The sequence below is a fragment of the Acinetobacter sp. ANC_7513 genome (assembly GCF_056779915.1).
The window spans coordinates 105047-129002 of the sequence record NZ_JBWYIW010000009.1; the positions used below are offsets into that span (position 1 = coordinate 105047).

Annotated in this window: 26 protein-coding genes; 15 read left to right on the forward strand and 11 right to left on the reverse strand. The window is 37.9% G+C overall.

The annotated features are described in order from the left end of the window. Positions 1–30 precede the first annotated feature (30 nt). The gene (gene ygfZ / locus AC1M9B_RS10745) at positions 31–753 is read right to left on the reverse strand and encodes a CAF17-like 4Fe-4S cluster assembly/insertion protein YgfZ (RefSeq protein ID WP_481609080.1); all 723 of its coding nucleotides are present in this window, start codon (positions 751–753) and stop codon (positions 31–33) included. 272 nt (positions 754–1025) lie between these two features. Between ygfZ and acnD the strand changes: the two genes are divergently transcribed. The 11 genes from acnD (at position 1026) to AC1M9B_RS10800 (ending at position 10861) form a co-directional block, all read left to right on the forward strand. Next, positions 1026–3644, forward strand: coding sequence for a Fe/S-dependent 2-methylisocitrate dehydratase AcnD (gene acnD, locus AC1M9B_RS10750; protein WP_481609081.1), 2619 nt, complete (start codon positions 1026–1028; stop codon positions 3642–3644). 82 nt (positions 3645–3726) lie between these two features. Continuing rightward, positions 3727–5274 (forward strand): DUF4365 domain-containing protein, encoded by a 1548-nt coding sequence (locus AC1M9B_RS10755; protein WP_481609082.1) that lies wholly within the window; start codon positions 3727–3729, stop codon positions 5272–5274. An 84-nt stretch (positions 5275–5358) separates the two neighbouring features. Then, entirely contained in the window at positions 5359–5565 is a 207-nt protein-coding gene (locus AC1M9B_RS10760) for a zinc ribbon-containing protein (RefSeq protein ID WP_481609083.1), read from the forward strand. A gap of 118 nt (positions 5566–5683) precedes the next feature. Further along, positions 5684–6265: a DUF4126 domain-containing protein gene (locus AC1M9B_RS10765; RefSeq protein ID WP_481609084.1), complete on the forward strand. Its 582-nt coding sequence runs from the start codon at positions 5684–5686 to the stop codon at positions 6263–6265. A 109-nt stretch (positions 6266–6374) separates the two neighbouring features. Continuing rightward, positions 6375–7106 carry a hypothetical protein gene (locus AC1M9B_RS10770; RefSeq protein ID WP_481609085.1) on the forward strand — a complete coding sequence of 244 codons (732 nt, stop codon included), beginning with the start codon at positions 6375–6377 and terminating at the stop codon, positions 7104–7106. Positions 7107–7178: 72 nt separating this feature from the next. Further along, positions 7179–7439 (forward strand): hypothetical protein, encoded by a 261-nt coding sequence (locus AC1M9B_RS10775; protein WP_481609086.1) that lies wholly within the window; start codon positions 7179–7181, stop codon positions 7437–7439. A gap of 554 nt (positions 7440–7993) precedes the next feature. Next, positions 7994–8659, forward strand: coding sequence for an RluA family pseudouridine synthase (locus tag AC1M9B_RS10780; RefSeq protein ID WP_481609087.1), 666 nt, complete (start codon positions 7994–7996; stop codon positions 8657–8659). A 166-nt stretch (positions 8660–8825) separates the two neighbouring features. Next, entirely contained in the window at positions 8826–9206 is a 381-nt protein-coding gene (locus AC1M9B_RS10785) for a ribonuclease E inhibitor RraB (protein WP_481609088.1), read from the forward strand. Positions 9207–9347: 141 nt separating this feature from the next. Beyond that, complete coding sequence (locus tag AC1M9B_RS10790) at positions 9348–9686, forward strand: zinc ribbon domain-containing protein YjdM (RefSeq protein WP_035269853.1); 339 nt, start codon at positions 9348–9350, stop codon at positions 9684–9686. Between the two features lie 233 nt (positions 9687–9919). Further along, positions 9920–10384: a YybH family protein gene (locus tag AC1M9B_RS10795; RefSeq protein ID WP_179998993.1), complete on the forward strand. Its 465-nt coding sequence runs from the start codon at positions 9920–9922 to the stop codon at positions 10382–10384. A gap of 72 nt (positions 10385–10456) precedes the next feature. Next, positions 10457–10861, forward strand: coding sequence for an NUDIX hydrolase (locus AC1M9B_RS10800; protein WP_481609089.1), 405 nt, complete (start codon positions 10457–10459; stop codon positions 10859–10861). A 10-nt stretch (positions 10862–10871) separates the two neighbouring features. Here the strand turns inward: AC1M9B_RS10800 and AC1M9B_RS10805 are convergent, their stop codons facing one another. The 7 genes from AC1M9B_RS10805 to AC1M9B_RS10835 all read right to left on the reverse strand — a co-directional run bounded on the left by AC1M9B_RS10805 (position 10872) and on the right by AC1M9B_RS10835 (position 17923). Next, on the reverse strand, positions 10872–11822 hold the full coding sequence (locus tag AC1M9B_RS10805) for a tRNA-dihydrouridine synthase (protein WP_481609090.1): 951 nt from the start codon (positions 11820–11822) through the stop codon (positions 10872–10874). A 114-nt stretch (positions 11823–11936) separates the two neighbouring features. Next, positions 11937–14684: a bactofilin family protein gene (locus AC1M9B_RS10810; RefSeq protein WP_481609091.1), complete on the reverse strand. Its 2748-nt coding sequence runs from the start codon at positions 14682–14684 to the stop codon at positions 11937–11939. A gap of 41 nt (positions 14685–14725) precedes the next feature. Further along, complete coding sequence (locus AC1M9B_RS10815) at positions 14726–15388, reverse strand: PilW family protein (protein ID WP_092767483.1); 663 nt, start codon at positions 15386–15388, stop codon at positions 14726–14728. 3 nt (positions 15389–15391) lie between these two features. Beyond that, complete coding sequence (locus AC1M9B_RS10820; RefSeq protein ID WP_092767481.1) at positions 15392–15838, reverse strand: PulJ/GspJ family protein; 447 nt, start codon at positions 15836–15838, stop codon at positions 15392–15394. Then, a complete protein-coding gene (locus AC1M9B_RS10825) occupies positions 15810–16337 on the reverse strand; it encodes a pilus assembly FimT family protein (RefSeq protein WP_092767479.1) in 528 nt (175 codons plus the stop codon). Before AC1M9B_RS10825 ends, AC1M9B_RS10820 begins: the two co-directional genes overlap by 29 nt. Position 16338: 1 nt before the next feature. Further along, complete coding sequence (locus AC1M9B_RS10830) at positions 16339–16752, reverse strand: type IV pilin protein (RefSeq protein WP_143047410.1); 414 nt, start codon at positions 16750–16752, stop codon at positions 16339–16341. 361 nt (positions 16753–17113) lie between these two features. After that, positions 17114–17923, reverse strand: a complete 810-nt coding sequence (locus AC1M9B_RS10835; RefSeq protein ID WP_092767475.1) for a cytochrome C assembly family protein — start codon at positions 17921–17923, stop codon at positions 17114–17116. A 143-nt stretch (positions 17924–18066) separates the two neighbouring features. On the opposite strand from AC1M9B_RS10835, the gene ffh reads away from it, so the two are divergent. Both ffh and AC1M9B_RS10845 read left to right on the forward strand, forming a co-directional pair. Then, positions 18067–19473 (forward strand): signal recognition particle protein, encoded by a 1407-nt coding sequence (gene ffh, locus AC1M9B_RS10840; RefSeq protein WP_035269264.1) that lies wholly within the window; start codon positions 18067–18069, stop codon positions 19471–19473. A gap of 123 nt (positions 19474–19596) precedes the next feature. Continuing rightward, positions 19597–20151: an RBBP9/YdeN family alpha/beta hydrolase gene (locus AC1M9B_RS10845; RefSeq protein WP_179999002.1), complete on the forward strand. Its 555-nt coding sequence runs from the start codon at positions 19597–19599 to the stop codon at positions 20149–20151. Positions 20152–20181: 30 nt separating this feature from the next. Here AC1M9B_RS10845 and AC1M9B_RS10850 read toward each other — a convergent pair whose 3' ends face one another. From AC1M9B_RS10850 to AC1M9B_RS10860, 3 genes are all read right to left on the reverse strand, one after another. Continuing rightward, a complete protein-coding gene (locus AC1M9B_RS10850) occupies positions 20182–20649 on the reverse strand; it encodes a hotdog fold domain-containing protein (protein ID WP_481609092.1) in 468 nt (155 codons plus the stop codon). A 101-nt stretch (positions 20650–20750) separates the two neighbouring features. Then, on the reverse strand, positions 20751–21491 hold the full coding sequence (locus AC1M9B_RS10855; RefSeq protein ID WP_481609098.1) for a type III pantothenate kinase: 741 nt from the start codon (positions 21489–21491) through the stop codon (positions 20751–20753). 26 nt (positions 21492–21517) lie between these two features. After that, complete coding sequence (locus tag AC1M9B_RS10860; RefSeq protein WP_481609093.1) at positions 21518–22270, reverse strand: biotin--[acetyl-CoA-carboxylase] ligase; 753 nt, start codon at positions 22268–22270, stop codon at positions 21518–21520. Between the two features lie 27 nt (positions 22271–22297). Here AC1M9B_RS10860 and AC1M9B_RS10865 point away from each other — a divergent pair, with 27 nt between their 5' ends. After that, positions 22298–23098, forward strand: coding sequence for a sulfite exporter TauE/SafE family protein (locus tag AC1M9B_RS10865; protein ID WP_035269256.1), 801 nt, complete (start codon positions 22298–22300; stop codon positions 23096–23098). A gap of 162 nt (positions 23099–23260) precedes the next feature. Continuing rightward, positions 23261–23956, forward strand: a complete 696-nt coding sequence (locus tag AC1M9B_RS10870) for a GntR family transcriptional regulator (RefSeq protein WP_481587219.1) — start codon at positions 23261–23263, stop codon at positions 23954–23956.

A 23956-nucleotide genomic window follows, 5' to 3' on the forward strand; every position in this document is an offset into this window, starting at 1 on the left:
CTCCTAAATGGAGGTTTTTTTTAGATTATTTTACTGTGGTCTAGCCACATCACCATTTAAATACTCAGGCAAATCTAAAACAGTCACGTCTAACTCTGCTAATGCTTCAGGGCGTGCCACCACCAAAGCGATATAACCATTTTCAAATGCAGCACTATTGACCACTTGTACGCTTTTATCGAGTTGTTCCGCTTCTGCAGGCACAGCACCTGTACCTTGAATCAGATGTAACCACGCTTTCGGTTTGGCTTTAAACCATAAGCGTGCAATGACTTCCTGACCCAAGTAACAACCCTTGTCATAGTGAACGCCTTCACGTTGATGTAAACGGAGTTCTTGGGGTTGGAACACGTGTTCTATGGCTTGATCAATGTAAGCTTGACCCTGTTGAATGGCCTGAACTTGCCAAGCGGCAATATCTGTTACTTCTGCTGAGAACGTTGTGGTGTCACCTTGAAGCGTAGGATAGACCTGACTAGCTTCTTCAAGTTTCATTTTGGAAAAAGCACCGAATTTTTTAATGTGTTTGGAAAATTCTTCAGCTTGATCTTGAGTGGTTACAATGACAAAGCTTTCAGGATTCAGCTTTGTTAACCATAAACCAAAGTGAATTCGACCTTTTAAATCACAAATTGCTGTGTAGCGCGTGATATTTTCCTCAAGGCGTTCAACATGCAACGTCACTTGACCTTGTAAAAATTTTTGAGCATCCACGCCATTAAGCGTAAATGAGGAGAAAGATAAATTGTTCATTTTCTATGCTCGAATCTGAATCTAATACTAAAGAATTATCCCAATTTTCCACTATTTTTCAAAAAAAAGCACATAACTGCTAATTTAACTGCATTATTTGAAACAAAATATTTCAAAAACCCTATTTTTTGTACCTAAGTGCATGAAATATATAAGATTTGGGAAATGGACTTTCAGCAGTGTACTATGCCATCACAAATGATGAAGTCTCATCAACAACAAAATGTTTAGAAAGTTTAGAAAAAAGATGCTCAAGGCAAGGCAGGAACGCGATGAATAACAACTACCGTAAACCACTGCAAGGTACCCAGCTCGAATATTATGATGTGCGTCAAGCCGTTGAGGATATTCAGCCAGGCGCATACGCAAAACTCCCATATACTTCTAAAGTGCTTGCAGAGCAATTGGTACGCCGTTGCGACCCTGCAATTTTAGAGCAGTCTCTTAAAGAGTTAATCTTTAACAAACAAGACCATGATTTCCCTTGGTATCCAGCACGTGTGGTCTGCCACGATATTTTGGGTCAAACAGCATTGGTGGACCTTGCAGGTTTGCGTGATGCGATTGCCGATCAAGGTGGAGACCCATCTAAAGTCAATCCCGTGGTACCAACTCAGCTGATTGTCGATCACTCACTCGCAGTCGAGTACGGTGGTTTTGATCCTGATGCATTTGAGAAAAACCGTGCAGTAGAAGATCGCCGTAATGAAGACCGTTTCCATTTTATTGAATGGACCAAAACTGCCTTTGAAAATGTCGATGTAATCCCTGCGGGTAACGGCATCATGCACCAAATCAACTTGGAGAAAATGTCTCCAGTGATTCAAAACCGTGGTGGCGTGGCTTTCCCTGATACGTGTGTAGGAACAGACTCTCATACACCGCATACCGATGCTTTGGGTGTGATTTCAATTGGTGTCGGTGGCTTAGAAGCTGAAAACGTGATGCTTGGTCGTGCATCTTGGATGCGTTTACCTGACATTATTGGTGTAGAGCTTGTTGGTCAGCGTAAGCCGGGTATTACTGCAACTGATATCGTATTGGCTTTAACAGAGTTCTTGCGTAAAGAGCGAGTCGTCGGTGCCTATTTAGAGTTCTTTGGTGAAGGTGCAGACACCATGTCGATTGGTGACCGTGCAACGATCTCGAATATGACCCCTGAATATGGTGCAACGGCTGCGATGTTCTATATCGACCAAAACACCGTTGATTATTTAACGCTTACAGGTCGTGAGCCTGAGCAAGTGAAGCTTGTAGAAACCTACGCCAAAGAAATTGGTCTGTGGGCAAGTGATATGACTAAAGCCGAGTACCCACGTGTACTCCGTTTTGATTTATCTACAGTCACTCGTAACATTGCAGGGCCATCTAATCCACATGCGCGTGTATCAACAAGTGATTTAAAAGCCAAAGGTATTGCAGGCAATTTAGAAGCAGCGCGTGCGCAAGAAGCAGAAGGCTTAATGCCTGATGGTGCAATCATCATCGCTGCGATTACCTCTTGTACCAATACCTCTAACCCACGTAATACGGTTGCAGCTGGCTTGCTTGCTCGTAAAGCAAACGAGTTAGGCTTAGTGCGTAAACCGTGGGTGAAATCATCTTTTGCACCAGGGTCTAAAGCAGCAGCATTGTATTTAGAAGAAGCAGGTGTACTCGGTGATTTAGAAAAACTCGGTTTTGGTATCGTGGCGTATGCATGTACCACATGTAACGGGATGTCAGGTGCGTTAGATCCAAAAATCCAGCAAGAAATTATCGACCGTGACCTCTACGCAACGGCTGTTTTATCAGGTAACCGTAACTTCGATGGTCGTATCCACCCTTATGCAAAACAAGCGTTCTTGGCATCACCACCTTTAGTTGTGGCGTATGCGATTGCAGGGACGATTCGGTTTGACATCGAAACTGATGCGCTAGGGCACGATAAAGACGGTAACCCAATTTACTTAAAAGACATTTGGCCATCTGATGAAGAAATTGATGCACTGGTAAAAGTTGCGGTAAAACCTGAGCAATTTAAGAAAGTGTATATCCCTATGTTTGATTTGGGTGAGAAGGTTCAAGCGGCAAGCCCATTGTATGATTGGCGTCCGCAAAGTACTTATATCCGCCGTCCGCCATATTGGGAAGGCGCACTTGCAGCACCACGTACTTTAGCCAATATGCGTCCGCTTGCGATTTTAGGCGATAACATCACCACAGACCATTTATCACCATCGAATGCGATTATGATGGATTCGGCAGCAGGTGAATATCTACATAAAATGGGCGTTCCTGAGGAAGACTTTAACTCATACGCAACGCACCGTGGTGACCATTTAACGGCACAACGTGCGACCTTCGCGAATCCGAAATTGTATAACGAAATGGTGGTACGTTCGGACGGTACAATTAAGCAAGGGTCTAAAGCGCGTGTTGAGCCTGAAGGCGAAGTGATGCGTATGTGGGAAGCAATTGAAACCTACATGAACCGTAAACAGCCTTTGATCATTGTTGCAGGTAAAGACTATGGTCAAGGTTCTAGCCGTGACTGGGCAGCTAAAGGTGTGCGCCTTGCAGGTGTAGAAGCCATTGTAGCTGAAGGTTTTGAACGTATTCACCGTACCAACTTGGTCGGTATGGGTGTGTTACCTCTTGAGTTTAAGGCAGGAACTGACCGTAAAACTTTAGGTTTGGATGGTACAGAGCTGTATAGCGTGATTGGGAATATTGCACCTCGTTCGACTTTGACGCTTGTGATTGAGCGTGCAACGGCGGATGGTAAAAATCAAACGATTGAAGTGCCTGTAACGTGTCGTTTGGATACCGAAGAAGAAGTGTCTGTGTATGAAGCGGGCGGGGTGTTACAACGTTTTGCACAGGATTTCTTGGAAGGGAATGTGGCTTAGAATTTAAGCTAAATTAATTGATTTTGCTTAAAAATAACCCTACTGTGAAGTAGGGTTTTTAATGAAAAATATATGAGATATCATGCGAGATTTAGGGCTTCTAGGTGAAAATATTTTTTCAATTTGGTGTCATCAAGTAGGACTTATTCCAAATCCCTCAATAATTGATAAAACAGGTTGGGATTTTTTCGTCCAATTTCCTATAAGCAGTAACTTATCGGCTAAAAAATTACATCAATCTGCTTTTGAATGTAGAGTGCAAGTAAAAGCAACAGACAAGCGAGATAGAAAATTAGCAATAACGATTTCTAATCTTAGGCAAATGGTGACGGCACAAATGCCTACATTTTATGTATTTTTAGAATTTGATGGGAAAAATGAAGTACAGAGAGCATTTGTCTTACATGTAGATAATAAAATTATTTATTCAACGCTTAAAAAAATTCATGAAATTGAACAAAGTGATAAAGACAATAACCTGAATAAAAGGACTATCACTTTGAAATATGATGAAACTCATGAGCTAAAATTTTTGAATGGTGAAAGCTTAAAAGAAAAATTATTGGGCTATATTGGCGAAAATTACTCAGATTATTTAAAGGATAAATCCAAATTTTTAGAGAATTGTGGCTTTGAAGATGGATATGGAATTTTACAATTTTCGCTAAATGGTGAGGATTCAATAAAGAAAATTATTGATGTTTCATTAGGATTAGAAGAAGAATTAGATATTGAAAATTTTGTTAGTATTAACCAAAGATTTGGAATTCCTTCAAAAGAACCTGAATTGCAATCGAGAAATGCTAAGTTAAAGTTAGGTATGTCTTTTCCTAAAAAAGGAAAAATTAAATTTAAAGAAGATAAATTATCGACTGGTTTAACTTTTGATATAAATTTCTATACAAGTCCATTCAGTTTTCGAGAGTTTAGAAAGTTTTCGAAATTTAGAGTAATTGGAGAATTCTTCGATTTAAGCTGTGAACCTTATCAGAATAAAGCAAATTATAGTTTTTCTTTAGGGGATGATTCTAGGTGGGAACTAAATCAGCTTCAAAAAGCTATCAAATTAATTACATTGTTAAGTAAGGATAAATATAAAACGTTCTTTGAAATTGAATTAGAAAATTTTGAAACATTTTCATTTACATTGAATAGTAAACATATCAAACGTAATTTAGATGTATTTGATGAATTATTGATTAAAATATTTCAAATTTGTCATCAGTTAAAAGTGCATGATGAAATTCATATGTCTTTGAAAGAATTGTATTATTATAAAGATCAAATTGAAAGTTTTCACACAATAATTACAAATTTTAATAAGTGTGATTGTGGAGTGGAATTTTTATTAAATGGCGATAATAGCTTTAACAAGAATCAGGTTGCTCATATTTCTGTAATAGCTTGTCATCTAGGTGATCTTAAAATCGGAGTAATCTTAACTGTAATTGGTGATATCCAAGTAATTTTAGATAACAAGTTTAGAGTAGCATCTTCGAAAATACATATAGAGAAAGTTTTTACAGTTACTCAAAAAGATAAATTGATAAATAAAAATATCAGAGAATTCATTGATATACTTATTTTAAAGTATGAAGAAAATTATAATGTTATTTATGCTTGGGAGTGAATTTTATTATCACCAATATTTATTCTAAAGCAGAATTAATTTTAAAAATACTGTCTTGCCCAACTGCCATCATCATCTGTCGAAATGGACAATAAAAAGCCATTCATTCTCCGTTATAGTGATTTCACCATTTCTAAAATTATACGGAGAACAAAAATGGTTACAGCTGGCTCTAAACCGGGAACAGGTTTCTATTTTTGCGTTCAATGTGGGCATCGTGCTTACTTAGAAATTGGTACTGATCGTTTACCACCGTGTACCAAATGCTTAAGCAATCAATTTAAAAAATAATTCGCTCAAGCAAACACACTAAAACAGACACCACTGTTTTAAACAAAAGCCCTATTACACCATAGGGCTTTTTTGTTACCTTAATAAAATTAAAAACATATAAATAAAAAGGTTTGCTATGGAAACAATACTCGGTTTATGTCTTGGTATAGGATTGAGTGCTGCATGTGGCTTCCGCGTATTTGTTCCCTTATTGGTGATGAGTATTGCCGCTATTATGGGCATTTTTGAACCCATAAAAGGTTTTGAATGGTTGGCGATGCCAGCGGTCTGTATTGCACTCGGTTTTGCCACACTGTGTGAAATAGGCGCTTATTACATCCCATGGGTAGACAACTTACTCGATACCATTGCAACACCTGCCGCGATGGTGGCTGGAACATTGACAACCATGGCGGTAAGCTCTGGTGAAATGTCGCAATTTGCAAGTTGGGCTGCCGCAATCATCGTCGGTGGTGGAACAGCAGGAGCAGTGCAACTTGGGACAGTGGCAGCACGGGGTGTATCGACCGCAACCACGGGTGGCGTGGCAAATCCTGTGGTTTCTACAGGTGAGTGGGTCAGCGCATTGGTGATTTCCGTATTGTCATTCTTTATACCAGGATTGGTAGTGATCGTTTTAATAATCGGTGTGGTTTGGGCAGTACGCTGGATTCGTCAGAAAAGACGCATGGTAAAGAATGCCGAAACTCCCCTTTAAAATCTCAATGGAACATCATAAAAATATGTTGAATCACGATTACGATTCCAATTCATCTAAAAATTATATTGGCTAAAAATATTATAAAAATTATAAAGGAGCTCAGCAGATGCCTGTGCTAAAAATATTAAAGCGTCATGGTATATCAGTTGCAATGCTTATGGCATGTTCTATTGCTTCAGTACCGTTATGGGCGAACACTCCACAGCAGAAACCACTAAGTCCGGAAGAAATCAAACTTCAACAGCAAGCCAAAAAATTTAAGGACTTTATTCCAGACCAATATTTTCTGTTCGATGCTGTAGAAGGTGATTTGAATCAGGATGGCCAAAAGGATGCCGTACTGATTGTAAAAAAAATTGATCCCAAAGGGTGGGTGAACCATCCTGATCAGGGCAAGCTGGATCGTAACCGACGTGGCATTCTGGTGCTATTACAGAACCAATTCACATATCAAAAACTGATGCAGAATCTGACTGCTTTTTCATCGGAAAATGAAGAGGGTGGTGTTTATTTTCCGCCAGAACTCAGTGTTGATATCCGCAAGAATATTCTGGGGATCCATTATGGACACGGTCGTTATGGCTATTGGAGTTACAAGTTTCGTTTAGAGCAGCAGGATATGCGTTTGATTGGTTATGATCTTTCTAGTAATCATGGCCCGTATACTGATTATAGAGTAAGTATTAATTTTCTCAGTCATCAAAAAAAGCATTCACAAAATATCAATTCGGCAGATCGGGATCTTCAGGAAAAATTTAAGCATACCTGGTCCAAAGTGAATTATTCACCAATCTATCTGTCCAAAATCAAGGACTTTGATGAGCTGAATTTTGAATAGTTTTTTTAATGAGGTTGGTGCGAACTTTGCATGATCATTTGAAGTAAAAATGATTGCAAGAGGAAGAATTACATGGAAATGAGCAGCATAGCTGAAAATGATAAAACGTCTTTAGGTGTTAAAGTTCATTTGATGGCAGGCTGGCCAATTTTACTGTTACTCATTGGTGGCGCAGTAGGAGCGGTACTGGGCATCGTTGCGTATGTGATTAACCTCAAAATTTACAAATCTGAATTATCTCAACTACAGAAAGTACTCGCTAATCTTATGTGTGGCATGTTTGCCATGATGTTGTGGTGGAGCATTGCATCTTGGATTCAAGCCAGTCTCTAAAATGAAAGGTCAACTTGAATTCAAGCCAGTCTCTAAAATGAAAGGTCAACTTGAATTTTAATTGCAATATTTAGCTAAAAAACGCTAAAAAAAGTGTATCAACGAACCTATTTGGGAAAAAATATTATATTTATAAGGTGATATGAAATATTTTTTTATTCGATGCTAAAATTCGTTAATCTTAGGAAATTAATCCCGACGCAGTCTCGCTATTATATATCTCAAGGGTGTGACGGGATCGAAAAGAGTAGATTGCTACCAGTTGCGTACAACGTGCGTGTAGTACTTACCCAAAAGGTCTTGATTCGGCTTAGGACGCTATAAATCAGAAGTTTATAGGCAATAGGGTTATAACTAACAAAGTTATAATAGTTGAAGTAAACAACATGTTTTCCCTGACACCCTCAAAATTCTCTTAAAAAAATTATAATTCTCAATTCTCAATTCTCAATTCTCAATTCTCAATTCTCAATTCTCAAATCGCTCATCTTATAAATTGACACTGAGTTGATCAGTTGCTATTTTTCCGCATCCCAAAGAAATGCTCTGTTCACATGCCTTTAGACGATAATTTTGTATATATGCCACCTCAAGGTCCGCTTAACATCGTCTATGAAGATGATGATTTGGTGGTCATTGATAAACCAGCAGGATTATTGTCTGTGCCAGGACGCTTGCCTGAACATCATGACAGTGCGTATTTAAGAGTGATTGCTCAATATCCAAATGCAAAAATTACTCATCGTCTAGATATGGCAACCTCTGGAATTTTGATGTTTGCAAAACATCGCGATGCTGAAGTGGCTGTGAGCAAAATGTTCCAAGCGCGCACCGTGAAAAAAAATTATGTGGCACTGGTGCAAGGTAAAATTGTACAACAGGGACAAGTAGACTTGCCTTTAATTACGGACTGGGAAAACAGACCGAGACAAATCGTTCATTTTGAACTTGGAAAATCAGCCTTAACACTGTTTGAATTGGTCGCTTATGATGCGCATTTAGATGTTAGTCGTGTCTTGTTGACGCCAATTACGGGGCGTTCACATCAATTACGCGTACATATGCAAGCCATAGGTCATCCGATCACAGGTGATAAACTCTATCATCCAAACCCTAAACTCAGTGATTTAGGGCGTATGGCTTTGCATGCGAGTTATTTAGAGTTTCAACAACCGTTGAGTGGTATTGAAATTAAAATTGTGAGTGAAGTTCCATTTTGAATGAAACGCTTCAAGCAAAATACGTATTGTGAGTGCCTAACTAAAATTTAACAATTACGATCATATAAAGTTAAGAACAATTTCTAATGAATTCTTCTCCAAAATGAAATAAATATAGGCTACTCTAGGATATTGTATACGCAATAACCACAATAAGGATGAACGTATGAGCCGTGATTTAGAACAATTTCCAAATGATGATAATGGCGATGTACTGTGGCAAATGTTCCAGGATGGAGATGATTTAAGCGAGCCGCATGAGATTGAGTACTCAATTGCTTTTAGCTCTAAAGACAAAGCTGAAAAATGTGCCTTGTTCTTGCTTCAGGAAGAACAAAAGATCAGTTTATTTATTGATGAAGAGTCTGAATCCGCAGAATGGATTATCACGATTTATGTGTACATGGAGCCAGAATACTCAGATATTGTGGATTTAGAAGACTGGTTTACCAAAATAGCCAATGACTATGATGGTGAGTACGATGGATGGGGATGTATGGCATATGTATATGATGATGAAGATATAGAAGATGAGTTTCAAAGCTAAACAAGGCTAGAGCCAATAAAAGAACCTAAGTGATTGAACTTAGGTTTTTTATTTAAACCTTATAAAATTTAAGGTTTTTTTCTATTCGCTAGATGAAAGTGGTATATTGAGCAAAATTTTTTTAATTTTTTGGATTTTTTTATGTCTTTGCCAAATTGCCCAAAATGTTCCTCTGAATATACTTATGAAGATGGGGACCTCTTGATCTGCCCAGAATGTTCACATGAATGGAAAGAAGGAGAGACACTCGAAGAAGTGGTTCAGATCAAAGATGCAAATGGCAATCTTCTTGCAGATGGTGATACCGTAACGGTTATCAAAGATTTAAAAATTAAAGGTTCATCATCCGTAATCAAAGTCGGTACTAAAGCAAAAAGTATTCGTTTGTTGCCAGATGCAACGGATGGTCATGATATTGATTGTAAAGTAGATGGTTTTGGCGCAATGAAACTTAAGTCCGAATATGTAAAGAAAGCATAAGCTTTTATAATGGCTTCAGTGAAACTGGGGCCAATTTTTTATGCGAAAATAACACGTCATTGGTTTTCTGATCATAATGATAAGTTTTAATAAATAATGGTTGTTTTTTATCAATTTAAATTGAATTTTAGATACAAATTAGAATAAAAATTTCTTTGCTTGGCACAAAATAACATTACACTTTTTCTTTAAAAGTGTTAACTTCATCACACTAATAACAATAAGGTCACATCATGTCTATTCAGATTGAGGGTAATGTTGTTGCTGCTCATGAAGTATTAGCGCAATTAAAAGAATGGGATTCAGCATTAGTGGGTAATAATGTTGATGCGTTAATCGAAAAATGTGCACAAAATGTAAGTATGTTTGATGTCAGCACTCAACTTGAAGGGGCTGAAGCTTATCGAAAAGAATGGCAAAAATTTAGCCCATATTTCTTTGATGGGATGCAAATCACTCGCCGTGATGTAAAAGTGCATGCGAGTGATCATTTGGTTGTATTACACTGTCACTCTAAAGTGGAACATAAAGCCTTAAAAGGTCAGCTGCAAATGCCTTGGTGTCGTACAACATTATGTCTACAAAAAACCAATGAACAATGGGTGATGGTACACCAACATATTTCTATGCCTGTAGACTTAGCAACGGGAAAGGCTATCATCTTGAAGGATAAATCAAAATTAAGGCTTGTGGTTTAGCTTATCTTGAGCATTTAGATGGGCTTAAACAGTGTTATCTTTCATGAATGAGTTAAATTCTGGAGACGTGTCATGGGATTTTATGATTTTTATCGTTTGAGTTCTCATGCGGTGATCACCAACCCAGAGGGACAAGTCTTATTACTGAAAGCAAACTATTCCAATTACAGTTGGGGGTTGCCAGGTGGTGGTTTAGATCAAGGTGAAACCATACATCAAGCTTTGCTCAGAGAGTGTAAAGAAGAAATAGGTTGTGATGTAAGCATCCAATATTTATCCGGGGTCTACTATCACGCACAGGTAAACTCACATACCTTTATCTTTAGATGCGTGATTGAAAATAATGCCCAAATTCAACTCTCTGAGGAACATACGGAATATGCATGGTTTAGTCCAGAGCAACTGTCTGAGGTTCAACGCACTCGCGTTCAAGACTGTCTGAATTTTCAAGGTGAAGTTCGGAGTTATTCATTCTAGAATTTAGAAATTAGACAGTTGGCGTAATGTTTTGAAAATGATTGAGCTTAGCAATGATTTCATCTACTTGTTTCAGACGTTTCACTTCATCCCATAACAGTTTTGCTTCAGGATAATGTTTAGACATCATACCTAGCCATTGTTTATAACGTCCGACCATATTCATTTCTTTTTTATAAGAACCATTTAAGAAGCGAATTTGGAGTGTAATTAAATCGCTCCATTGTAATATCGCTTCGTCTTTATTTTGTCGGATGCATTGTGTGACATCGGGTGTTGTCACTGCTGCACGACCAATCATTAGATCTTCACAACCTGACTCTAGTAAACACTGGCGCGCATCTTGGTTATTCCAGATTTCACCATTGGCTATCACATTAATTCTAAGCGCATGACGAATGGGTTGAAGTTGATCCCAAAAGGCGGGTGGGGTATAGCCATCTGCTTTTGTTCGTGCATGAACGGTCACCCAAGCGGCACCAGCATCTTCTATAGCATGTGCATTTTCCAGGGTGAAATTACGATCCATATAACCTAAACGCATTTTTGCTGAAACTGGTATTTCAGCAGGCACTGCATCACGTACAGCTTTAACCAGTTGATACACTGTTTCAGGTTCATCCAATAATACAGAACCACCTCGATGCCTGTTTACTGTTTTAGCTGGACATCCAAAATTCATATCAATTGCAGGTGCACCTAACTCCACCGCTCGAACGGCATTTGCAGCCAACATGGTTGGATTATTCCCTAAAAATTGAACATGAACGGGTGTTCCTGCTGCTGTTTTGCCATCGTTGAATAATTCGGGACAGTAAGAATGATAGATGTGATCTGGAAGGACAGAATCAGTGACACGGATAAACTCAGTTACACACCAGTCGAAGCTGCCGACATGTGTGAGAACATCACGCATGATGGGATCAGTTAAACCTTCCATGGGTGCTAAAACGAGTTTCACATGGTCACCTGAATATGGGAAAAACGGTGTTATACGGTGTTTTGTATAGCTTGTCTAGTCAGAAATTTCACACAAAAAAAAGCCCAAACTTATGTTTGGGCTATTCGCTTCCAATTATTGATATTTAGCCCATTGTAGGTCTGCATTTTTAATGGCGATGAAATCATTTGCATCCACATCGTCAACTTTATTTAAATTTTTATATTCATTTTTGGGAATATAAATATTTGTACCAGCACCCATTGTATTGTGTTGTTGAACACTAGTATACGGTGGGACACCTTGAGAGCTGATATTACCAAAGATTCCATTTTTTTCACCGATACCACATGCTGCACTACCTTCAACATTACTTCTTGCTAATACGTCACCATAAATTTGTGCACATGCACCAATACGCACAACTTGATTAGACATCAAGGCAACTAAACCAAGTTCTAACTTTGTTATTTCTTTATTATCAATAGTCACTGTATCAAGTGTACCGTTAGGTAATCTATTGGTGTTTTTATACATCGTATTCGCATCTTGGCACAAATTCACTGGCGTCAAGAATTTGTTCGATAAAGTTGCAGGTGTTGTTGCAGGTGGACTAACACTAAACTTAGTATTAGACGTAGTGCCTAAGTTACGTGAACAAATTAAGGCATCTGTTGCATTTGGATTTCGCGTAATATTACGAGGCGAATAAATGCGAGGAGACATCGCAATCGCATCAATATCACCTTCAGCAAGGAATGTATTGGTGAATACAGAATCAGTACTATCCGCCGCAAGATTCGCTTTACCAGAAATAATTAATTTACCTTCGAAATACAGAATACCTGGAGCAAAACTTGCGTTATCGAATGTAGATGTATCCATTGAACGAATATACCAAGTGTCTGGTAATGTATAATCGTAATCTTTAGGCCAACCAAATATAGTTCGGTCTTTACCATCAAGACCATTAAAATCTAAACTGACACGTGGAAGATATCCAATAATTTGACTTGTACAATAACCGCTTTTATGGTCAGTACGTAGACCTAAACTATTGGTCATGATCTGTTCTTCATGAATAGTTTCACAAATAGCACCCACATAATCTTTGCTATTCAAGGTGTATTTCCCTAAATAGAAACCTCGTGAGCCTGAGTTTGAGTTCTCAGGGTCAATTTTCATGATTTGAGTTTTATTTCCTGAAGCATCTACAGCAAACTGTTTGTGAATATTATTAGTAGCATCATACTCATACATGTAAGTGATTTTAGAGCTCTCATTGCGAAGATGATTTAAATATACGCGAGCAGCGCCATATTCACGTACGAAAATATAGTTTGCATCATTTCGATATTGACGAACATCGACTCTGGTTTCAAACGTCATATTTTGAATTGCTTCTTGAATACTGGCTATGGTTTCAGAAACATCGTATTTAGGAATATCTGGAAAAGTACTGAGCTGAGGGATGCTTGTGAGTTTTTCATAAATTTTTCCACTAATTGCATTCTTAAATCCTTCAACTACACCATTCTGGTTTGAAGCACTAAAGTTGGCAAGATAGACATCACCTTTTACATCTTCAGTAATAAGACCATCTAGTAAGCGTAATGGACCGTTAGAATACACATTTCCACCAATCCAACTTGTACTTAAGCGGACTCCCGCCTTGTACGCGCCAACCCCTTGTTGCGACTGATTGTGAGCATAGGCCGATTGTTCAATTTTAGAGAGGGTATCAAGATCGATAAACTCTTTAGCTCTTACACTGCCTTTAACGTCACTACTAGAAATATTAACTTTCCCGCCTGAGGTAATATCACCCGTAACAACACTAGTTCCGATCATTGTTACGTTGCCACCTGCCATTACATTTCCGTTGACTTTACTAGAAACGGAAATATTGACATTCCCTTGGTGTGTGGTGATAGAAGACACTTCGACATTCGTGCGTAGTGTTACATCTTTATTGGTATGTAAGTTTGCAGCATAGCCTCCTTCTGTAAGACTAATATTTCCGTCAGTGGAAATATTTTGAGCCTTAGAACCAAGAGAAAGTGTGACATCACCAATTGCTTTAATATTTTCTGCTTTGACATTGGTTAACAGTTTAACCCACTCACCAGATGAAATATTGCCAAAATTTCCGCCGTTAATAATATGAACATAGCCCTCAGCATTGATGTTAATTACAGCCCCATTTCTTGTACCACAGGCATCAATTAAACAATCAATATAGACATTTCCACCTTTACCATCTTTGTCTTTCTTAACGTTAATAGTTAAGTTTTTGATATTTTGGATTTTGAAACCAGCTTGTAAGGACAGGCTACCACCATCGACATTCAGTTCGACATATTCATCTGGTTTAGTTGGATCTTCGCCGGAAATAGTAGTGCCAGACATAAATGTTTGACCAGTGAAATTAATAACACTTTTGTACTTAATCAGGTCTGCTGCAAGATCATAGATTGCTTGTATCGTAGTAGCTGATTGAGCTGACCCACTTTTCGACAGAATATTTGCGATGACAATACATTTGGTTCCAGTAGAACCATCTGGGTTATTGGTTAAACCATTGCAACCTTTTACATCTTTTACTTCAACCGTGACATAACGTTGGTTGGTATCATCATTTAAAAGCTGAATTTCACCTGTATTTAATAAGCTTTGGCGAAAGTCATTAATATCGGTATCCTTATATTTTTTTAATAAATATTCACGAAAGGCGCTAACACCTGACCATCCCATGAGTTGTACGTTGGTTTGTGCATGCGCAGCAACATTTGCTTCTTTGTTGGAGATCAGTGATTTTGCAACAGTCGATGTTATGATCATCACTGTAAGCCCGATGAGCAAGACCAAAAGAATAGTGGCCATGCCTTGCTGCTTTCTTAAACTATTCATCTTTAATCTCGCTCTTAAAGGTTAACAATGTTATTAAGACAAACGGTATTACTCACTGTTTGACCAATGTTTGAATTTTGCATTTCATCTGCGTATTGACGATTAGCAGTAATCGTCAGTTGGCGCGTACCTTTGGAGTTGTTTTTATCAATTCCAAAAGGTGTACAATTTCCCGGTGTTAATACAAAGTTAAAAACGGTGCCTGTTTCTAAGGTCTTAAAGGAAACAATATGCTGTTTTTCATCAGGTTGGCTAAAAGTTTCTATATTTAATACTGCTTCAGACCCACAGTTATTCTTTTTAAGAAAGATTAAGCGATATGTATCACCTTCTTTTTCTTGAGTTAATGCTTCACAGTTGTAATTAATCGTTGTATTTGCAGACATTAAGCTTGTTACAGGATCTGGATTCATTCGCCAGAAAACAGCAGGTAAATTTTGAGTGTCCACTCCTACAGCAATATCTGATGTTTTTCCTGAACCATAGCCTGCATTTTGAACGAGCTTCTGTGCAACTGATAATGCTGTTCGTATTTGAGCATCGTATTCCGAATCACGAGAAGAACTAATACCAATTTGAGTCGTCTGTTTAAAAAGCATGAGCATCATTAGCATGCATAACATTGCAATGACTAATCCAACCATCAACTCAACGAGCGTAAATCCTTTTTGACTCATGATTTATCTCCCGACTCGATAACAATCTAAGCCTTCCATACTGTCTTCAGCGCAGGTCTTGGCATTAGATTGATTTGTACTCGCAGCTAATACAGGCCATGTAATTTTTGTACCTGCGACACCGCTCGTTTCACTAATATTTTCAGAATTCAAATTGCAATAAATGTAGTAGGTATTACCATTTAATGTGAACGATTTACTTTCGGTAGATTGGTTATTGAATGAAGCACAAACATCAGTTGAATCAGTAGATATAGTGATGGTTTGTAAGCGATTTTGCAGTTCGTTTATCACTATATTGTCAATGTTCATATATCGTTGCGTGTTCAACATTTTGCTGATTGCTAAACCGCTACCAAAAACAATAATCGAGAATATAAGTAAACCAACAAGAGACTCCAACAATGTGAAACCACGTTGATTAGTTGATTTGAATGTTTGCTGATTCATTATTCTTCTCAACTGTAACGGTTAAATTTAAATTTGAATTGCACGTTGCTGATGCTGAACTTGCAGCAACCAACATCCCATTCGAGTTAAAAGATAGACAATAAAACTCTGTATTATTTACTTTGAAAAATACATTCGATGCATAGGGGATTTTTTGAAGGATATAGTTTTGGTCAGGCGAGTTGCCGTCACTTGTTGAACACGCATCAGTATTGTCCTTAGCAACTCGAATCACTCTAATTTCTTGATGGGTTTTATCTATACAAACAGATGCTGCTGCAAGTGAAGACTCTTGATTATTCGTGTTTCGAATTGCTGCAGAACGGGCTTGATAAGTCGCATTTTTAATACCTGCTAGCGCTCCATCAACATGACTTTGATCTACCCAAGCTCTGGTTAAAGAAGTACCTACAAATAACAAAATAGCCAGTACAACGATCGTAATCATTAGTTCGATCAGCGTGAAACCAAGTTGTTTTCTATAACCAGTATTTTGCATATTATTTCACCCAGTCAGTATATGAACCACAACCGGCCACGGTACGAGTTCCATCATTTTTGAGTGTTAATGTACAACCTAAAACTCTTGCTTCAGTTCCTATTGCCTGAACCGCATAATTCACACCATCTGATGAAGTGTACGTAAAATTAAATGAATCAGAACTTGGATTCCAAGTTGTAAATTTAGTTTTTACTGCGTTGGTATTTGATAAGGTTTCTTTAGGGTAGTTTAGTGTTCTTTGATATGCATTTTCAGCACCTAATGAAAGTGCGATTAAATTCGATTGAGCTTCTTTGATTTTTGCTTTGGTGACGTAGTTTTGATAACTAGGTACTGCAATTGCGGCCAAGATTGCAACAATAATGATGACGATCATTAATTCGATTAAGGTAAAACCTTTTTGCAATTTCATACATACCCCAAAATAATCATCAAAAATATCCATTTACTAACTGTAACATTAGTTACTAACCTAAATAATAACAACTTATAGGAGACTAATGGGGGGTATTAAGCGATGAACAGATTATTAATATTAATTAATTAAATAATTCAAATAATATTAACTATTATTTATTAAATCATCATAAAGGTTTAATATGGTTTTCTATTATAAGTAATTGATTTTAATTGTTATTTTTAATATAAAAAATTTATTTATACTTAAAATTTATTTACCTATATTTTAAATGTATTTAAAGTATATAAAATTTAATAATGATGTGATATTTATTAAATTATTATTATTTATTGTGATTTAAATCACACAATAGTTATTTTCCTAAAATCATTTCTAATACAAATTTTGATCCAATAAAGCCTATTGCAAGTAAAATAAAACCAATAATGGTAAAGCGTCTCGCTTTTTGACCGCGCCAACCAAAACGATAATGTCCAAATAAAAGTGCACCGTAAACAAACCAAGAGACAATACTAAATGCTGTTTTATGTGCCAAATGTTGTGCAAAAAAATCATCAATCGTAAAAAAGCCGAAGATAAGAGCAGTACTCAATAAAATGAAACCTGTAACAAGCATATCGAATAACAGAGATTCCATTGCTTGATAGGAGGGTAATAGATTTACCCAAACACGATGTTTCTGTTTGTTTTTTAACTCACGATCTTGTAACCACAACAAAACTGCGTGAATTGTTGCCATTAATAGCACTGCATAAGCTGAGAGTGACAAAATAATATGGACATCAAGTCCAAACGTGTTCTGTTTAAGTGTAAGTATAGGCTGGCTCAGGGAATAGCCTAAAATTAAACCCAATGCAGCTACTGGTATTCCAATCAGATTTAGCGCAAGTACAGGTCGATAAGTGCTATAAAGCAGGCTCAATAACAGCATGAGTGCTGAAGTAAATGAAAGGAGATTAAAAACGTTATAGTTAATGCCGAAAGGCGTTTTCATATCTATCAATAAGACGACAGCATGCAAGATCAAGCCTAATCCAGCTACGAGACTGATAAACCAATGATTAGGGACACGTTTAGTCATTAAATGGGTAAATAAATACCAAAAGGCAGTGGTATAGGCGATCAATGCTAAAATTGTGTAAACCAAAGGGAGGCTAATCATGTCAAACCTTTTTATGGATGCTGAATATTCATCTAATAAGATATAAATTCCAAACGAACTACAGTATCCTATAGCATCTTATGCATAAATTTTCTATTTTAAGAAAGATTTTTTTGCAACAACCATTTTAAGCGGATTTTGCAATGTTTGATACCTTAACAGAACGACTCACGCAGAGTTTAAGAAATGTTACTGGCTCTGGGCAACTGACCGAAGACAATATTAAAGATACGTTACGTGAAGTGCGTATGGCACTTCTTGAAGCCGATGTTGCACTTCCTGTAACTCGTGAATTTATCGCGAAAGTTAAGGAAGAGGCATTAGGTCAAGAGGTGATGTCACAGTTATCTCCAGGCCAAGCATTCGTCAAAATTGTTCATGATGAACTCACCAAAATGATGGGTGAGGCAAATGAAAGTCTTGATCTTGCTGCAAAGCCTCCCGTTGTTGTTTTATTGGCTGGTTTACAAGGTGCAGGTAAAACGACGACTGCTGCAAAATTAGCTCGTTTTTTACAAGAGCGACAAAAGAAAAAAGTCGCAATGGTTTCTGCCGACGTCTATCGTCCTGCAGCGATTAAGCAGCTCCAGACTGTAGCAGGTGAAGTCGGCGCGATTTTCTTTGAATCAAGTGCTGATGAAAAGCCAATTACGATTGCAAACCGAGCAATTGAACAAGCCAAAATTCAATTTGCGGATGTATTGATTGTCGATACTGCAGGTCGTTTACATATCGATGACGATATGATGGGCGAAATTAAAGAATTGCATGCAGCGATTAATCCTACAGAAACACTGTTCGTTGTAGATGCAATGACCGGTCAGGATGCTGCAAATACAGCAAAAGCATTCAATGATGCATTGCCTTTAACCGGTGTGATTCTTACAAAAACTGATGGTGATGCGCGTGGTGGTGCGGCACTTTCTGTTCGTGCAATTACTGGTAAGCCTATTAAATTCTTGGGGATGGGGGAGAAACTCGATGCCCTTGAACCATTCCATCCTGAGCGTGTAGCACAACGTATCTTAGGTATGGGTGATGTGCTTTCTTTGGTCGAAGAGCTTGAACGTAAAGTCGACAAAGAAAAAGCTGAAAAAATGGCGAAAAAACTGCAAAAAGGCGGCAGCTTCAACTTTGAAGATATGCTGATGCAGTTTGAACAAATGAATAAAATGGGCGGTATGATGGGCTTCTTAGACAAGTTGCCTGGCATGAGTAACTCAGGAATTCAGGATGCGATTGCTCAAGCAAATCCTGAAAAGCAAGTGAAGAAAATGGAAGCGATTATTCAATCGATGACCATCAAAGAGCGTCGCAATCCTGACTTGATGAATCCAAGCCGTAAAAAACGTATCGCAGCAGGTTGTGGTATGGATGTTGCTGAAGTCAATAAGCTGATCAAACAACATGCCCAAATGGCAAAAATGATGAAAAAATTTGCGAATCCATCGGGTATGGCGAAAATGATGAAATCATTAAGCGGTATGCAAAAGAAATTTGGTGGCGGCGGTGGCGTTGGTCCGTTATTTGGTGGCAAAGATCCAAAATAACTCCCATAATTTAAAAAGGCGCTTTGGCGCCTTTTTTCATGCTACATAATTTTGCAAACTTACTATTTAGTTTAAAAAATAATCAATTCATGATATTGAGAATACAGTCAAGAGTGCAAGAAAATGACACAGGTTTATGTTGTGCATGGATATACGGCAAGCCCTGAAGAAAATTGGTTTCCATGGATACAACAACAAGCTGATCAGTATGGTATTCCATTAAAAGTATTGAGATTAGATCCTTCTGAGACGCCACAATTAGGAACGTGGGAACAACAAATGAAAGAGCAAATAGCTCAAATTGATGATCAAACAATTTTTGTTGCTCACAGTCTCGGGTGTATTGCAACTTTACATTACTTAAGCCAAGTGCTTTTAAACCAAAAAATCAAAAAATTAATTCTAGTTGCTGGTTTCAATGGACGTTTAGGGCGTCTTGAGCAAGTCAATCCATTTATTGATGCTGCTGATATAGATTTTGAACTCATTCGTGACCAAGTTCATGATCGCGTGGTCATTTATTCTGAAGGTGATGAGCGCGTTCTGCCTAAATTTAGTTTCCAGCAAGCTGAAAGTATTGATGCACATGTCGTTGCTGCTGAACATCAAGGCCATTTTATTGATTCAGAAGGTTGTACGGCATTGCCTGAGGTCTGGGCTGAGATTATTCGAGATTAATTCAGAAGCTATAAGCTCTCACTGACGTGTTTAACGTGATGTCACCCACATATTGATTTCTGCTCTAAAGACAAGCGCTTGGTTTTGATCATGGACTTCGACACACGCTACAAATCTATTTGGTATGGATTGCCCCGCTTGAATTGGCGTCAGAGGATAAGCAACTGCTATTAAATTGGTCGTAGCTTTTTTAATATATTTGACTTGCATACCGTCGGGTATCCATCGATGACTTGGTGGAAGAGTAACTTCTGTCATTAGGCCACCAGTAAGCTCTGCCAAATTACACAATGCAATCGCATGTACAGTATTAAGGTGATTTAAAACCCTTTTTTCTTTAGACATCTGGACCTGACAAAAATCTGGTCTCAATTCAATAATTTTCGTGCGAATCGATTTGAAATAAGGTGCTTTGAGTTGAATCATTTGATTGAAAAGCACTTTACCTAAGGGAAGTTTCTTCGCAATATTCCAAGCATTTAACGTCTTGTTATTCATGTTGTTCAGCCTACTTTTTATATTTTGGGTGTGTGTACTGATACTGAGTGAATAATTTTTTGTTTTAAGAGACACTCAGTTCAGCAGACCTGATGACCAAGTTATGTTTTTTGTTGCGCAACAGCAAGATAGCGTTGTAAGCCTTTTAATAATAAATCGGTTTCAATTTTCGGGTCATAAGATTGTAAATATTGAGCAAAAAGTGCTGCATCTCCACCTGTAAGGATTAATTTTCTTGGAGATGTTGTTAAAACTTTTTCGATCATACTGACCAATCCCAATAAAATACCATGATGAACAGCATCCATTGTATTTTGCCCAGGACTTAACTCATCAAATGCAGCATCAGGGATTTTGATCCCTTTGGTATTTTGAATAAGTGAGTCTCGTTGTAGATAGAGATTAGGTACGATATATCCCCCTAAATGTGTAAATCCATCTGCTAAATCAATTGTTAAGGCCGTTCCACAACTGATCACGCAATATTTCTCTTGAGGATCGGTGACGACCGCTAGAACTTGTAGCCAACGATCGATACCCAATTGATTCGGTTCTGTATATCCACATTGGAGTCCTGCATATTCTTGATGAACTTTAGCAACGACAATTGGGATATCCAGCAGTTTTAAAATTTTGAGTATACGGTCGTTATTCTTCTTGTCTTGAACAGATGAGATACCGACTTCTGATAGGTTTTGAGATTTAAAGTGTTGGATGAGACCCAACATTAAGTCCGCAGGAGATTGTAGATGAAGCTCCGCCACATGCTCCAAGATTTGCTCACCTTCCGTGATCCAATATTTTAAACGCGTATTGCCTATATCTAACCAAAGACGTTTCATCATGTATTCGCTGACCTATCTTTTCTTTATTTTTTTAAGCGTAAACGCCCTTGATACAAACCGATTAAACCTTGTTCAGTCAAAATATTAATTCGACCATCATCTCCAATACCTTTAAAGATACCTTGTACTGTTTTATTCACTTGCTCAAACTCTACAGTCTGATTCATAAAAGTAGCATAGTGATTGAAACGTCCCGAGAGGTTATAACTTCCATGCTCAAACCATTGTCCAGCTTGCATGATTGCGAGATAAAGCTCTGAAATAATCTTAATTCGATTTGGATGAGCTAAACCCAATTGCATGATTGATGTGGTTTGCTGTTCGATTGCTGCATCAGAAACAGGCAATAAATTAATACCAACACCAACAATCGCCTGATGTGGGGTTACAGGCTCTACCAAAATGCCACCCCATTTGCCTTGCGCACTATAAAGGTCATTTGGCCATTTGATTTGTAAATGATCCAATGACTTAAATGAAGGAATTTGCAAAATATTAAGTGCGATCTCAAGGGATAGTCGACCATCTAAGGGTGTTTTGGTTTCTAGCAATGTGCTTAAATAAATATTCCCGACTGGGGAAACCCATTGTCGTTGATGTTGTCCACGTCCCTGAGTTTGAGTCTCACTGCATACAAGAATACCCTGTACACCTTTTTTGATGAGTGCGCGTACTTCATCATTGGTTGAAGTGGTGCTCTGTTTTAACAGTAAAACTTCTGGAAGTTGTTGAGCTTCAGTTAAAAGCTGACTGAGGTGGCGAGTCTCTAAATCCATGTTGAATCTGAGAAGAGTAAAAGATTTATGGAGTTAATCATATATTTAGCTATTGGTGCAATCGCTGGTTTTACTGCAGGGTTGTTTGGCGTGGGCGGTGGATTAATCATCGTACCCATTTTATTTATTGTATTTACCCAAATGGGTTATGACCCAACTGTCATTATGCACATGGCGCTTGGAACATCATTGGCTACGATTGTGGTCACATCGATTAGCTCAGTTATGGCACATCATAAAAAAGGTGCAGTGCTATGGTCAGTATTTAAAAATTTAGCGCCAGGTTTGGTACTGGGTTCATTTTTTGGTGCTGGATTGGCCAGTATTATCTCTGGACCAATGCTGCAATTGATTATCGGTTGTTTCGCAATTTGGGTTGCATACCGTATGTTCCGTGGTGCTAATGTGGTGGTCGATCAATCTAAGCAACTACCTTCTGTACCTGCTCAATTGGCTGCGGGAAGTGGAATTGGGGTGGCTTCAGCAATTTTTGGGATCGGTGGAGGAAGTTTAACCGTACCTTATTTAAATCATCATGGGGTGGTGATGCAAAAAGCTGTTGCAACATCTGCTGCATGTGGACTGCCGATTGCTTTAGCAGGTGCATTTGGATTTATGTTCTACGGACAAAAAGCACCTGCTGAAATCGAAAATGCCATTGGATATGTTCATGTTTATGCATTCATTGGCATTAGTGTAATGAGTTTTATCACCGCAAAAGTAGGAGCAAAAGTTGCACATAAACTGTCAGCAGCGATGTTGAAAAAATGTTTTGCAGCTTTGCTTACAACTGTAGGGATTTATTTTATTTATCAAGGCGTATTTTGAGAAAAATATGCCAAATCATTCTCGAAAATAATGATGTGTATTGACTTAAAAATTTGATAAATTGTCAGACAAAGACATAGTCAGTATGATGCTATTGGTATAAAAACAATAAAATAGCATCATGCTTGATGAAGTGTGAGTAAAAAAATAAATAGGAATATTATGCAATTGGAAGAAGTGGACAGCCTTTCAGAGCAAATAGCCAGACATATAAGTGAACAGATTATTAGTGGCGAATTGGTCGAAGGTGAACGTATACAAGAATTGCGTATCGCTAAAGAATTAGACGTGAGTCGAGGTTCGGTACGTGAAGCTTTGTTATTACTTGAACGCACGCATTTAATTGAAATTTATCCAAGACGCGGCGCAATTGTGTCAGAAATGTCTGCTCAACAAGTGCGAGCTTTATTTGATACAAGTGCACTTATGTTAGGGCAGATCGTCCAGCGTATGAGTGAAACTTGGCGTAATCATGAAGCTGAGGCGCTTCAGCAACTTATGCAATATTTAATTGAACAAGTTAAACAAAGTAATACTGAAAAATTTTACGATGGTGTATTTCAATTTTTAGCTAAGCAACAAGATATGGTAGCCAACCCATACTTAATGAAGTTTTATCGCGAACTGTTGCCATCTATACGTCGTAGTTATTTTTTAACCTTAAATACTTCGCGTAGAGAGCTTCAAGAAGCACTTGAATTAATTAAGCTTGTGATCGATGCAATTTTGATCCGAAAATCACAACAAGCTACTTTATTTATGGAAGATTTTTGCCGACACTTGCGCAATCTAGTGTTAGAGTCACTGACACGAATGAAACAAATTGAACTAGCTTGGGCGCGGAGATCGCGCAGATAA

Coding starts and splice junctions, on each gene's coding strand:
- ygfZ (WP_481609080.1), bottom strand. CDS start 753: ATGAACAATTTATCTTTCTCCTCATTTACGCTTAATGGCGTGGATGCT.
- acnD (WP_481609081.1), top strand. CDS start 1,026: ATGAATAACAACTACCGTAAACCACTGCAAGGTACCCAGCTCGAATAT.
- AC1M9B_RS10755 (WP_481609082.1), top strand. CDS start 3,727: ATGCGAGATTTAGGGCTTCTAGGTGAAAATATTTTTTCAATTTGGTGT.
- AC1M9B_RS10760 (WP_481609083.1), top strand. CDS start 5,359: ATGGACAATAAAAAGCCATTCATTCTCCGTTATAGTGATTTCACCATT.
- AC1M9B_RS10765 (WP_481609084.1), top strand. CDS start 5,684: ATGGAAACAATACTCGGTTTATGTCTTGGTATAGGATTGAGTGCTGCA.
- AC1M9B_RS10770 (WP_481609085.1), top strand. CDS start 6,375: ATGCCTGTGCTAAAAATATTAAAGCGTCATGGTATATCAGTTGCAATG.
- AC1M9B_RS10775 (WP_481609086.1), top strand. CDS start 7,179: ATGGAAATGAGCAGCATAGCTGAAAATGATAAAACGTCTTTAGGTGTT.
- AC1M9B_RS10780 (WP_481609087.1), top strand. CDS start 7,994: ATGCCTTTAGACGATAATTTTGTATATATGCCACCTCAAGGTCCGCTT.
- AC1M9B_RS10785 (WP_481609088.1), top strand. CDS start 8,826: ATGAGCCGTGATTTAGAACAATTTCCAAATGATGATAATGGCGATGTA.
- AC1M9B_RS10790 (WP_035269853.1), top strand. CDS start 9,348: ATGTCTTTGCCAAATTGCCCAAAATGTTCCTCTGAATATACTTATGAA.
- AC1M9B_RS10795 (WP_179998993.1), top strand. CDS start 9,920: ATGTCTATTCAGATTGAGGGTAATGTTGTTGCTGCTCATGAAGTATTA.
- AC1M9B_RS10800 (WP_481609089.1), top strand. CDS start 10,457: ATGGGATTTTATGATTTTTATCGTTTGAGTTCTCATGCGGTGATCACC.
- AC1M9B_RS10810 (WP_481609091.1), bottom strand. CDS start 14,684: ATGGCCACTATTCTTTTGGTCTTGCTCATCGGGCTTACAGTGATGATC.
- AC1M9B_RS10815 (WP_092767483.1), bottom strand. CDS start 15,388: ATGAGTCAAAAAGGATTTACGCTCGTTGAGTTGATGGTTGGATTAGTC.
- AC1M9B_RS10820 (WP_092767481.1), bottom strand. CDS start 15,838: ATGAATCAGCAAACATTCAAATCAACTAATCAACGTGGTTTCACATTG.
- AC1M9B_RS10825 (WP_092767479.1), bottom strand. CDS start 16,337: ATGCAAAATACTGGTTATAGAAAACAACTTGGTTTCACGCTGATCGAA.
- AC1M9B_RS10830 (WP_143047410.1), bottom strand. CDS start 16,752: ATGAAATTGCAAAAAGGTTTTACCTTAATCGAATTAATGATCGTCATC.
- AC1M9B_RS10835 (WP_092767475.1), bottom strand. CDS start 17,923: ATGATTAGCCTCCCTTTGGTTTACACAATTTTAGCATTGATCGCCTAT.
- ffh (WP_035269264.1), top strand. CDS start 18,067: ATGTTTGATACCTTAACAGAACGACTCACGCAGAGTTTAAGAAATGTT.
- AC1M9B_RS10845 (WP_179999002.1), top strand. CDS start 19,597: ATGACACAGGTTTATGTTGTGCATGGATATACGGCAAGCCCTGAAGAA.
- AC1M9B_RS10850 (WP_481609092.1), bottom strand. CDS start 20,649: ATGAATAACAAGACGTTAAATGCTTGGAATATTGCGAAGAAACTTCCC.
- AC1M9B_RS10855 (WP_481609098.1), bottom strand. CDS start 21,491: ATGAAACGTCTTTGGTTAGATATAGGCAATACGCGTTTAAAATATTGG.
- AC1M9B_RS10860 (WP_481609093.1), bottom strand. CDS start 22,270: ATGGATTTAGAGACTCGCCACCTCAGTCAGCTTTTAACTGAAGCTCAA.
- AC1M9B_RS10865 (WP_035269256.1), top strand. CDS start 22,298: ATGGAGTTAATCATATATTTAGCTATTGGTGCAATCGCTGGTTTTACT.
- AC1M9B_RS10870 (WP_481587219.1), top strand. CDS start 23,261: ATGCAATTGGAAGAAGTGGACAGCCTTTCAGAGCAAATAGCCAGACAT.